Consider the following 10,714-nt stretch of genomic DNA (forward strand, 5'->3'; position numbering starts at 1 on the left):
GTACCCTTCCGTTATCGTACGAGCACGTTGCGGAACTGCCAGGGATCGCTGGTGTCGATGTCCTCGGGGAAGAGGCCGGGGCGGCCAGCGAGTGGGGTCCAATCGGTGTAGACGCTGATCACGGGGCCAAGATACGGCATCTGCACTTCGAGGCAGCGGCGGAAGTCCATCTCGTCGGCCTCGACGATGCCGGCCTCTGGGTTCTCCAGTGCCCAGACCATGCCGGCGAGTACCGCCGAGGTCACCTGCAGGCCGGTGGCGTTCTGGTATGGGGCGATGCGGCGGGTCTCCTCGATGGAGAGCTGCGAGCCGTACCAGTAGGCGTTCCTGGCGTGGCCGTAGAGAAGCACGCCGAGCTCGTCGATGCCGTCCACGATCTCGGTCTCGTCGAGGATGTGGTGCCGCTCCTGCACCTTGCCGCTGCCGAACATCTCGTTAAGCGAGAGCACCGCGTCATTGGCGGGGTGGTAGGCGTAGTGACAGGTCGGCCGGTAGGTGGCGCGCTCACCTTCCAGCACGGTGTAGTAGTCGGAGATCGACACGGCCTCGCTGTGGGTGACGAGGAAGCCGAACTGCGACTGGGCGGTCGGCGTCCAGGAGCGCACGCGGGTGTCGGCGCCGGGCTGGAGCAGGTAGATCGCGCATCGCGAGCCCTTCTCCTGGTCGCGGGCGTTCCCCGGCTTCCAGGTTTCATGGGTGCCCCAGCCCAACTCGGCCGGCTGGTTGCCCTCGGAGACGAAGCCTTCCACCGACCAGGTGTTGACGAACACGCCCATGGGCTTGGCGGACTTGGCGCGCTGCGTATCGCGTTCGGCGATGTGGACGCCCTTGACGCCGACCTCGCGCATGAGGGCGGCCCAGCCGGCGCGGTCTTTCGGCTCAGGGGTCTTCAGGTCGAGGTCGCGCGCGATGTTGAGCAGCGCCTGCTTCACGAACCACGAGACCATGCCGGGATTGGCGCCGCAGCACGACACGGCGGTGGTGCCGCCGGGGGAAGCGGCGCGGGCATCCAGGATCTCCTGGCGCAAAGCGTAGTTGGTGCGGTCACCCTGGCTCTTGTTCTTGTCGAAGTAGAAGCCCGGCCAGGGCTCGGCCACGGTGTCGATGTAGAAAGCGCCGAGCTCGCGGCAGAGCTCCATGATCGCCCGCGACGAGGTGTCGACGGAGACATTCACACAGTACCCTTGGCCGCCGCCCTCGGTGAGCAGAGGGGTCAGCACGTCGCGATAGTTCTCCTTGGTAAGAGCGACCTGCTCGAAGCGCAGGCCGTGCTGATCGGCCAGGGACTTGTGCGCGTCGGAGGGGTCGATGACCGTGAAGCGGGCCTTGTCATACTCGAAGTGACGCTCGATCAGCGGGAGCGTGCCGCGCCCGATGGAGCCGAAGCCGATCATAACGATGGGGCCGGTGATGCGTCCGTGGACGGGCCATATAGGTTCGGTCATTGCTTTGGTTCCTTCATAAATGTGCACCGTCGAAGCTTCACCTGCGAACGCTTCGACGTCCCCGCGCAAAGCGAAAATGGTAAGGATGAGCGGCGTGGTCGTTCGACTTCAATCGACCATTCGGTGCATCTTCATCAGATCATGGACGTGTCTTGGAAGCGTGGGACACGGCGTGAGGCCGCCCCGCGTTTCCACGCGAGGATCCGAAGCCCAAAGGCCCCGACATTCCAGGCACAAGGATGCGATCCCTCTGGAGGACCGTCCTTGAGAAGTAGCGGCAAATAATGGAAACGGCTGGGTCACGCTCATCCCGGCATCGAACCGTAGGACCGCTCGTGGGAGAGAGGTCTTGCGGCTTCAAGCGCAGCCTGCTTGGAATCAGCGCCCGCGAGTACCGAAGATGCGTCGGAGATCTAACCCTGGAACGGGCCGCGCCTTGAAAGGCTGGCCAGGCACCAGGGCTTAGGAGCCTGCTTGCAGGCTGCCCGCACGCCCCAAGAGGCGAATGCTCTGTAGAAGGTTCGACATGATGGCGCGCAGCATAGGCTAAGCCGTACGGGTGTCAATGAACGCTATCCCGTGTCACCGAATTCCTGCGCTGGAAGGTGCGGCGGTCGGCAATTGACAAGCAGGTCGACATCCGTGAGGATGAAAAGATAATGCGCAATTGTTGGCCTCCCCATCGGGACCTGCTTCGGGCAGGGAGACTTATCGCGGGCGAGTAGCCCCGAGCCGGAGGTGCCTGCGTGCACTGACCGCTCGGGGATTGCGTGCTGGCCTACGCCAGGACCAACCAAAATCATCGAGTGTTTCACCGACGGGTAGCAGTCTATAAGGCTAGCCTGTTGGCTTACCTGCGTCGTGACCTGCTGTCGGATCAGCGGTAGGCATGTCCTTGCGGGAGTAGAAGTCATGGACACTTCCAAGCCCGACCCGACACCCACCCTTGCAACCGGCCCCCGGGACGTTTGCGAAGGGGAGAGGGTGGCGCAAACAGCGCACAATGTGGTCCCGCTGGTACGCACCGTAATACCGTTCTCGCGAAGGAATTACTCAAGGCCGCAGTCTGGGCCTGGTGACAATCGGTCTGACGCCGCTCGTCTTGGCGAAGACGACGATCTGCCACCAAGCGCCGCCTGATCGCCCCAACTTGGAATACCAGCAAGGACTATACGATCATGTCGCAAAAAATGACGAAGCCGCACATCAAGATGACGAAGGACGACCATGAACGGCTGGCGCGGCTGGCTTCGTTCGCCGCCGACCGTGTGCCCGAGGTTGCCTCCTTCCTCGCCGATGAAGTGGACCGGGCAAAAATCATCGGCGACAGGGCGTGCGTGTCCGGCCTCGTCCAGATGGGGGGCCGGGTCGAGTTCAGGGACGACACGACGGGCAAGGTTCAAACCGTGACACTTGTTTACCCGGGCGAGGCGGACATCGAGCAGGGGAGAGTGTCCGTTCTGACGCCCATCGGGGCGGCCCTGATTGGATTGACCCTCGGTCAATCGATGGACTGGCAAACCCGCACGGGAACGGTGAAGCGACTGACGATCCTTGACGTGAAGGTCCCAGAACTCGTCTAGCAGGGTCGCCCCCTGGAGATCCGGAGCCTTTCTCCAGTCAGCGTTCGTTGCCGTCCAGAAGTGAAGGAGCCGAAGGCCTGCGCCAGAACCCGAACAGGTCGAACCGGGCCGTCTCGTCCTTGGGTTCGACCGCGACCGTCGCCGTCCGGCCTGAGACAAGCCGAACCTCGTCGATGACCGCATCGAGCTTGATCCGCACCGGAATGCGCTGGGCGAGCCGGACCCAGGCGAAAGTCGGGTTGACGCTGGCGAGCAGGCTGGAGCCGGCCGTGCGCTCGCGGTCCTCGATGCCGCCCGCGAAGCTCTCCACATGGCCGGTGAGCGTCCCCGCCTCGCCCATCAGACGGATGCTCGCCCGGTCGCCGACATGGATGCGGGGCAGCTTCGTCTCCTCGAAGTAGCCCTCGACCCGGAGGGTATCGCTGTCGATGAGCGCCATCACCCCCCGCCCCGTCGAGACGTAGGTGCCGGGGCGCAGGCCCATGTTGGTGATGCGCCCGTTGACCGAGGCCTTCACTGCGGAGCGTTCGAGGTTGAGCTTGGCCAAGTCCCGATCCGCCGTCGCTTGGCCATAGGCCGCCTTGGCTTCCAGGTCGGCGGCCTGGGCGGCCTCGACCCTCTGTTGGGACGCGGCGGCGTCGCTCAGCTTCAGGTAGCGGGCGTAGTCGGCTGCGGCCTGCGCGGCGGTTGCCTTCTTCCCCTCGACCATGGCCTCGGCCTGGCGAAGCGCCAGGGCGAAGCGGTCGGGGTCGATTCGGAACAGCACGTCGCCCCGCTTCACCACTTGGTTGTCGGCGATGAGCACCTCGGTGACGAGGCCGGAGACGTCCGGCGCCACCTGTACCACGTCGGCGCGCACGCGCCCGTCCCGAGTCCAAGGCGCCTCCATGTAGTAGTCCCATAGCGCCAAGCCGACCACGACGGCCGCGGCGACCATCCCTAGCGTGACGAGGAGGCGGAATGAGGGAGCGAGGAATCGAGGCATGGGTGATTCCGGAGTGACAGGTCGAGACGGGCGGGACGGCTGGACGGATATGCGGCTCACGAGGTGAGCGGCACCGCCAACGAGACGACGGCGCCTAGGAGCACGACGTACAGCGCGAGGTCGAACAGGGGGCGGTGCCAGACGAGGTGGTAGAAGCCGATCCAGGCGAGACCCCAACGCAGCGGGAGGCTGATTATGAAGGCTGTCAGCATCCAGGCCGCGAGGCTTGGCACGAAGACGCCGTAGAGGTCGAGTTCACCCGTCATGCCGCTCGCTCCGGTTGCGTGTACGAAGGCAGGGTCGAGAGGTAGGGCCGGGCATCGGGGAACACCCCGCGTCGGATGCCGACGAGGCCCATGAGCGCGGCGCGGCCCGCCGGGGACCCGGCATCGGCGGAGACCGCGTCGAGCGCTGCGTCGATGGTATCGAGAAGCTCGGGCGATGGGTCGTCGGCCTTGCCCTCAAAGTGACGGTACAGGGCGGCGAGGAGCCGCTCGACCGCCTCCCGCGCCGTGTTCGAGAGTTGCCGGCGGTCGCGTCGCAGTTCCACCACGTTGATGCCGACCCGGACCTCGGCGAGGAGGTCGGCGGTCCACTCTGCATCGTCGGATGGCAGGGCGGCCAGCCGCGGCGCGATCAAGCCGACCCGGTCGAGCATCAAGGCAGCGAGTTCGAGACCGTTCTGCGCCCCCTGGCGCTTGGCTGCCCGAGCGAGGGCGCCGCGGTTGACGGCTCGCAGGCGCCGCGCCGACCAGCCGGCGCCGACCGAGCGGACGAGGCGCGTGAAAATGGCCGCCACCCACATCCCGAGGATGACCGCGACGGACGAGTTGGTGAAGGCGGCGAAGTCGGCGCTGTAGCTGCCTTGGATGGCGATCATGGCCGAGCCGTTGACCGCCGCGCCCATGGCCAGCGGCGCGGTCTTAGGCTGGGCCATAAAGACCCCGCAGAGCAGGAGAGCCGGGGCCAGAGCCAGGACCAGCATCTCGAACGTGGTCGCGAGGGGCAGGATCGCGAACAGGTAGGCCCCCGCCCCGACGGCACCCAAGATCGCCGAGTTGGCGAAGCTGACGATGAACGGCGCGGGGTCGTCCTGGGCGGCGAAGAAGCTGCAGCCTACCGCCGCCATCATCGGGGCGGCCGAGCCGTGCGGCCACCCGGTCGCGATCCAGATCGCGCAGGTGACCAGGATGGTGATGAACACGCCCACGGCCGAGAGAAGCGCCATGCCGTGGTCGCGGTGGCGGATAGTCCGCGCCGCGGCGGTGTAGCGGAACGTGAGGTCCTCGGTGACCGGGGTACCGTTTGCGATATGCCGCTGCAGGATGCGGGCGTCCTGGCGCAGGTCGATGAAGTCGCGCAGCCGGGCCAGGAGGCTCGCCAGAACGAGGGCGTCCCAGGACGGCCCCGCGCCGAGCCCTGGTTCGATGGCGTCCGCTTCGGCCTTCAACCGTTCGGCCTCGGCGCGCTCCGTCGTGCCCGAGGCGAGCCACGCGGCCATGTCGTCGAGGAGGGTGCGCAGGCGCTGCGGCAGGGCCCGCGCGCGTTCCAGCGTTTCGATGCGGTCCGAGATCGCGGAGGCGATGGGCAGGAACATCAGCATGTGCTGGCGCAGGGTTGCCATGGAATCGGCCGAGCGCTCCGCGCCCGTCATGTCGTAGCGCAGCGGCGTGGCCAGGGCGTCGAACGCGACCGCGTCCGAGGCCAGCTTCAACCGGGTTGCTTGCGTGTCCGCCCCCGTGCGGGCGCCCCCGAGGACGCCGATGACCCAGGCGCGCGCATCGCGCAGCCACAGGTCGAGCCGGCCGGTGATGACGGGCGCCACGGACTGCGGCAGCACGACCGTGTTCATGAGGCCAGCGCAGATGATGCCGAGGGTAATCTCCTCGGCCCGCGCCACGGCGGTGTCGAACATCGTCCCGGGATCGCCGACGGCCGGGAATCCGATCAAAGCCGCCGTGTAGCCGCCGAGCATCATGAGGTAGCTGCGTGGTGTTCGGTCGAGAAGGGAGAAGTACAGGCACGCCGCGACCCAGAGCGCGATGGCCAGGGTCAGGAGTTCCGGCGAATTGACGAGGTTCGGTACGAGGGCGACCGACACGACCGCCCCGAGCAACGTCCCGAGCACTCGGTAGAGGGCCTTCGAACGGGTCGCGCCGGCGAGCACCTGACTGGTGATGTAGACGGTGCCGAGTGCCCAGTAGGGGTTCGGCAGGTCGATCCAGAACGCCAGGAACAGGGCCAGCATGCCGGCCCCGAAGGTCTTCAGCGAGAAGGCCCAGTCGCGCCAGCCGGGAACGGTCATTCGGCCGCCTCCTCAGGGGCTGCCTCTGTTCTCAGGTCATCGACGCCAAAAGGGTTGCGCCCGTGGTTCTGGATGGCCGTGAACACCCGCATGCTGGCTTCCAGGTCGGCGGCGCTCACATCGGCGAACACCGTCTCCCGCAACCGTGTGAGATCGGCCTCCAGCTTCGTAACGACCTTCTGGCCGGCCGGCGTGAGGCTGAGCACCTTGGCACGGCGGTCGAGCGGATCTTCCTTGCGCAGGACCAAGCCCACCTTCTCCAACTGGTCGAGAAGGCGGACCAGCGACGGGCCCTCGATGCCCACCGCCTCGGCCAAGGCATTCTGGCGCGGATCGGCTTCCATACGCCCGATCAGCACCAGCGGCAGCGCCGTCGCATCCGAGATCCCATGCATCTCCGCCGCCGCGTTGGCGACACGCCGCCACTGTCTCCCCGCAAGGAGAAGGGCGTGCGTGTAGTCCCGATGCAGCTGGCGTAGGTCCTTCGTGGCCACGTTACCCCCTTGCTGTCCTATGGAAACGCTCGGCGGCGGATCGCATTCTCACAAATAGCGATCTACCTATTAGGTTGCAATTCGACGCTGATGGAACCGTGCGATTTCATCGGCTGTCCGTCGTCAGATGATTTGGGACAGTCTGCGGAGTTCAGGCCGAGCCCTCCTTCGGCACCCTAACAGCCGTCGACCTCGCGGACGGCGATCGCATCGCCTGGTCGGTGCGTGCCGCAAGCCGTCTTTCGGGAGGCACGCTGGCTACGGCGGGGGGGCTCGTCTTCTCCGGTGAGGAGGACGGCCATTCCGATGCTCACGATGCAAGGACGGGCGAAATCCTCTGGCGATTCCAATGCGGAGCCGAAATCAGCGGTCCTGCGATGACCTATTCCATTGATGGAAAACAATACGTGGCTGTCGCGGCGGGCGGTTCCTCATTCACCAAGGCGTCCGGGTTCGGCACCGGCGATGCACTCTTGGTCTTCACCTTTCCGGAGTGAGGCTTGGGCTAAATTCGCACTTAGAAGATGAGCTTTTGTGCCGCCTGCCTTCGGATTGCCGAGATGGAGGTCCGTATAAGGCTGGCGCGAACTCGCCACTGGAACGACAGCGTGACGAACGCCCGCTTCCACTTCCTTGCACGGGGTCGTTGCGTTGGCCGGATGGAAGGGGATCACCCCATCCCGCCGGTCAGGACGTGACGCAGCGAGCGGGCTAGCTCGTCGCGCCGATACGGCTTGTTCAGGATGGTGAGCTCACCCTTGCAGATGACCTGGCCCTCGTCGAAGTTGGCAACGTAGCCGGAGGTCAGCAGGACCTTCAGGCCGGGACGCAGGCGCTGCGCCTCGACCGCCAACTGCGACCCGTTCATACGCCGGCCCGCGACCCAACGCGAAGGGAGCGATTGGACCCGAAGTCTAAATCGCTTGTATGGTCACACCCTTCATGGACCCTTCGCGACGGGATCTCGGACCTGCGTCGAGGGACGGGAGGCGACGGATGACCGTGTATCCGGCAATGATATCCAGTTCTCGACGGGCCACCTGGCTTGCGGAGGTGAGCGCCCGCATCACCGAGGCGGAAGCCTCCACCTCCGCCCGGACTGCCACGATCCTGCTCTTGGCGAGCACGGGATTCAACACCTCGGAGGCGGTGCAAGAGCTCTGGGCCGACATGGATGCCCTGGCGGTTCTGAGGGACGTCCGCCGCCGCCTCTAGGACTAACCTCGGAAGGCAAGGCACCCCGGCCGATCCTCGGGCCTTTCCGCAGGTCCCTACCGGACGGACAAGGCGTGAAACGTTGCGACCCCTGAGGTGAGGTGGCTGGCTTCGCGGAACATCACGCGGCACGAGGCGTCTCGGTTCCGAAGCCGTCGACCTCGAACAGGCCCGCATGGCCTTCCCCCAGCCCGGATGGGCCCTCACACGAACATCAAGGCTCCTTCGCGCTTGTCACCGAACCAGAACGACCACGCCTCAGCGGACCGCCCACCGAGTGTTGGGGATGGAAACACCTCCGCGTACGACCCGGTGGGAGGCGGTCCGGACGCCATCGCTGCGTTGGCCAGGTGCGACATCGCCTTGGTCCTGAGCGGCGGCAACGCGCTCGGCGCCTACCACGCGGGCGTCTACGAGGTCCTGCACGAGCGCGGCATCCGACCGGGTCGGATCGTGGGCGCCTCCATGGGGGCCGTCACGGCCGCCATCGTCGCCGGGAACGCTCCCGAGGATAGGATCCCCCAACTCCGCCGCTTCTGGAGCGAGGCGACCCAGCACACGGCCCCTAGCGTCTCCGCCATGCTCAAGCCGCGGCAGGTCTACAACGGGCTGCACGCCCTGATGACGCTCGCTTGGGGACAGCCCAACATCTTCCAGCACCGCTGGCCCGGCCTATGGTCGGCGCTGCCCGGGGTGCCGAACGACGTCGCGATGTTCGATCACGCGCCCCTGCTGACGAGCATCAAGCGGTACGTCGATTTCGAGCGTCTGAATGGGGGCGATACCCGCGTGACGATAGGCTGCGTCGATGTCGCGTCAGGCGAGGAGGTGTACTTCGATACGGCGCACGAGACGGTCCGGCCCGAGCACGTCCTTGCAAGCACTTCTCTGCTTCCAGCCTTCCCACCGGTCGAGATCGACGGGCGGCTGCTGTGCGATCTTGGCTACACCAACAACCTGCCCCTGGACCCGATCTTCGCGCATGAGCCGGCGCGCGACCTACTCTGCATCGCCTCGGACCTCTTCAACCTGCAGGCGCCCCGGCCAGCATCGCTCGATGCCGTGCTGGAACGGGCCAATGACCTCATCTTCGCCAGTGCGGGCCGCCGAACGATCTCGGCCCTTGAGCGGGAGTACGAGATGAGGCAGCGGCTTGAGCCGAACGGACCGACCGTGACGTTGCTGCATACGGTCTACAAAGCGGCCGCCGACCAGCTCTCGGCAAAGAGCTTCGACTTCTCGCCGTCCTCGATCCGGGACCGATGGGCGGCAGGCGGGCGGGACATGGCCAATGGCCTGGCAAGGCTGACTGGAGGGGCGCCCAATGGTCGGCGCTTCGTCTACGAAGCGGTTTGAGGGATCACCGATGGCACGCTCGCATCTACCGCGCCTGGAGGCGCCGTAGCACCGTCATACGGAGACGGGGAAGGACACCATCGTGGTCCGCTTTCCGGCCGAGGCTATGCGCTCGGCTGCACGGTCGACGTGGAAGTAAATTCCTCGACAACCGGATCACGCTCGTGTGACGAACATTACCTCGCTGGTGGAAGCGGCGGGGGTCATCCGTGCCGACACACCTCGAACCAGGAGCGTCGACAGGATGAAAGCACTCACGTGGCAGAGCCGGGGCAAGATCTCGTGCGAGACCGTGCCGGACCCGAAGATCGAGCACGGGCGTGACGTCATCATCAAGGTGACCGCCTGCGCGATCTGCGGCTCGGACCTGCACCTCATGGGCGGCTTCATGCCCACGATGGAGTGCGGCGACGTCCTGGGACACGAGACCATGGGCGAGGTCATCGAGGTCGGGCGCGACAACCAGAAGCTCAAGGTCGGCGACCGCATCGTGGTGCCCTTCACCATCTGCTGCGGCGGGTGCCGCCAGTGCAAGTGGGGCAACTGGAGCTGCTGCGAGCGCACCAATCCCAATGGCAAGCTCCAGGCCGAGACCTACGGCTATCTGCTGGCCGGCCTGTTCGGCTTCTCGCACATCACCGGAGGGTTCGCTGGCGGCCAGGCCGAGTACCTGCGAGTGCCCTATGCCGATGTCGGCCCCATCGTGGTGCCCGAGGGTCTTACCGACGAGCAAGTGCTGTTCCTCAGCGACATCTTCCCCACCGCCTATCAGGCCGCCGAGCATTGCGACATAGGCCCCGAGGACACCGTGGCAATCTGGGGCTGCGGCCCGGTCGGCGTGCTCGCGGTGAAGTGCTGCCTGATGCTGGGCGCCAAGCGCGTCATCGCCATCGACAGCGTGCCCGAGCGCCTTGCTCTCGCACGGGAAGCAGGCGCCGAGACCATCGACCTCTCGAAGGAGAACGTGCAGGACACGCTCATGGAGATGACTCACGGTCTCGGTCCGGACTCGGTCATCGAAGCGGTCGGCATGGAATCCCACGGTGCGGACACGACGCTCCAGAAGGTCTCTTCGGCCATCATGGAGCACACCGTCAGCCTGGAGCGGCCCTTCGCCCTCAACCAGGCGATCCTGGCCTGCCGTCCCGGCGGCAACGTCTCGATGCCGGGCGTGTTTGCCGGCCCCGTCGGGCCCGTCGCCCTCGGCATCCTGATGAACAAGGGCCTGACCTGTCCGTCGTCAGATGATTTGGGACATTCAGCGGTGTTCAGGAGCGGAGGCTCTGGTCCATCTGGGGTGAGAGGTTAGGCAGCCTGCGCGTGATGGCGCA

The 10,714-nt window shown here is 66.0% G+C and carries 9 protein-coding genes and 2 pseudogenes; 5 read left to right on the plus strand and 6 right to left on the minus strand.

Annotation, left to right across the window (positions count from 1 at the left end):
• Window positions 1–11 precede the first annotated feature (11 nt).
• A complete protein-coding gene (locus ASG63_RS14485) occupies window positions 12–1,445 on the minus strand; it encodes a homospermidine synthase (protein ID WP_056217595.1) in 1,434 nt (477 codons plus the stop codon).
• 1,178 nt (window positions 1,446–2,623) lie between these two features.
• Here ASG63_RS14485 and rnk point away from each other — a divergent pair.
• A complete protein-coding gene (rnk, locus tag ASG63_RS14490; RefSeq protein ID WP_056217598.1) occupies window positions 2,624–3,028 on the plus strand; it encodes a nucleoside diphosphate kinase regulator in 405 nt (134 codons plus the stop codon).
• 37 nt (window positions 3,029–3,065) lie between these two features.
• On the opposite strand, the gene ASG63_RS14495 is transcribed toward rnk, so the two are convergent.
• Genes ASG63_RS14495 through ASG63_RS14510 form a run of 4 tightly spaced genes read right to left on the minus strand, consistent with a single transcriptional unit; the run spans window position 3,066 to window position 6,812 of the window.
• Complete coding sequence (locus tag ASG63_RS14495) at window positions 3,066–4,013, minus strand: efflux RND transporter periplasmic adaptor subunit (protein WP_056217606.1); 948 nt, start codon at window positions 4,011–4,013, stop codon at window positions 3,066–3,068.
• Window positions 4,014–4,069: 56 nt separating this feature from the next.
• Entirely contained in the window at window positions 4,070–4,279 is a 210-nt protein-coding gene (locus ASG63_RS14500; protein WP_056217607.1) for a DUF1656 domain-containing protein, read from the minus strand.
• A complete protein-coding gene (locus ASG63_RS14505) occupies window positions 4,276–6,318 on the minus strand; it encodes an FUSC family protein (RefSeq protein ID WP_056217610.1) in 2,043 nt (680 codons plus the stop codon). The genes ASG63_RS14500 and ASG63_RS14505 overlap by 4 nt, the downstream gene beginning before the upstream one ends.
• Window positions 6,315–6,812, minus strand: coding sequence for a MarR family winged helix-turn-helix transcriptional regulator (locus ASG63_RS14510; RefSeq protein ID WP_056217612.1), 498 nt, complete (start codon window positions 6,810–6,812; stop codon window positions 6,315–6,317). Before ASG63_RS14510 ends, ASG63_RS14505 begins: the two co-directional genes overlap by 4 nt.
• 152 nt (window positions 6,813–6,964) lie before the next feature.
• On the opposite strand from ASG63_RS14510, the pseudogene ASG63_RS24290 reads away from it, so the two are divergent.
• A pseudogene (locus tag ASG63_RS24290) lies at window positions 6,965–7,309 on the plus strand (outer membrane protein assembly factor BamB family protein); the annotation flags it as partial.
• Window positions 7,310–7,482: 173 nt separating this feature from the next.
• Here the strand turns inward: ASG63_RS24290 and ASG63_RS14515 are convergent.
• Window positions 7,483–7,722 (minus strand): annotated as a pseudogene (locus ASG63_RS14515) (PAS domain-containing sensor histidine kinase); the annotation flags it as partial.
• 143 nt (window positions 7,723–7,865) lie between these two features.
• Between ASG63_RS14515 and ASG63_RS14520 the strand changes: the two are divergent.
• The 3 genes from ASG63_RS14520 (at window position 7,866) to ASG63_RS14530 (ending at window position 10,692) form a co-directional block, all read left to right on the plus strand.
• Entirely contained in the window at window positions 7,866–8,027 is a 162-nt protein-coding gene (locus ASG63_RS14520) for a hypothetical protein (RefSeq protein WP_156394200.1), read from the plus strand.
• Between the two features lie 363 nt (window positions 8,028–8,390).
• Window positions 8,391–9,383, plus strand: coding sequence for a patatin-like phospholipase family protein (locus ASG63_RS14525; RefSeq protein WP_443189794.1), 993 nt, complete (start codon window positions 8,391–8,393; stop codon window positions 9,381–9,383).
• 244 nt (window positions 9,384–9,627) lie between these two features.
• Complete coding sequence (locus tag ASG63_RS14530; protein ID WP_244479916.1) at window positions 9,628–10,692, plus strand: alcohol dehydrogenase catalytic domain-containing protein; 1,065 nt, start codon at window positions 9,628–9,630, stop codon at window positions 10,690–10,692.
• Window positions 10,693–10,714 lie beyond the last annotated feature (22 nt).

The organism is Methylobacterium sp. Leaf94, from assembly GCF_001426045.1.
Lineage (GTDB): Bacteria > Pseudomonadota > Alphaproteobacteria > Rhizobiales > Beijerinckiaceae > Methylobacterium.

Bases quoted from the DNA above. Each gene is read 5' to 3' on its own strand.
- ASG63_RS14530 (WP_244479916.1), top strand. From the start codon at position 9,628: ATGAAAGCACTCACGTGGCAGAGCCGGGGCAAGATCTCGTGCGAGACC.
- ASG63_RS14500 (WP_056217607.1), bottom strand. From the start codon at position 4,279: ATGACGGGTGAACTCGACCTCTACGGCGTCTTCGTGCCAAGCCTCGCG.
- ASG63_RS14495 (WP_056217606.1), bottom strand. From the start codon at position 4,013: ATGCCTCGATTCCTCGCTCCCTCATTCCGCCTCCTCGTCACGCTAGGG.
- ASG63_RS14505 (WP_056217610.1), bottom strand. From the start codon at position 6,318: ATGACCGTTCCCGGCTGGCGCGACTGGGCCTTCTCGCTGAAGACCTTC.
- rnk (WP_056217598.1), top strand. From the start codon at position 2,624: ATGTCGCAAAAAATGACGAAGCCGCACATCAAGATGACGAAGGACGAC.
- ASG63_RS14485 (WP_056217595.1), bottom strand. From the start codon at position 1,445: ATGACCGAACCTATATGGCCCGTCCACGGACGCATCACCGGCCCCATC.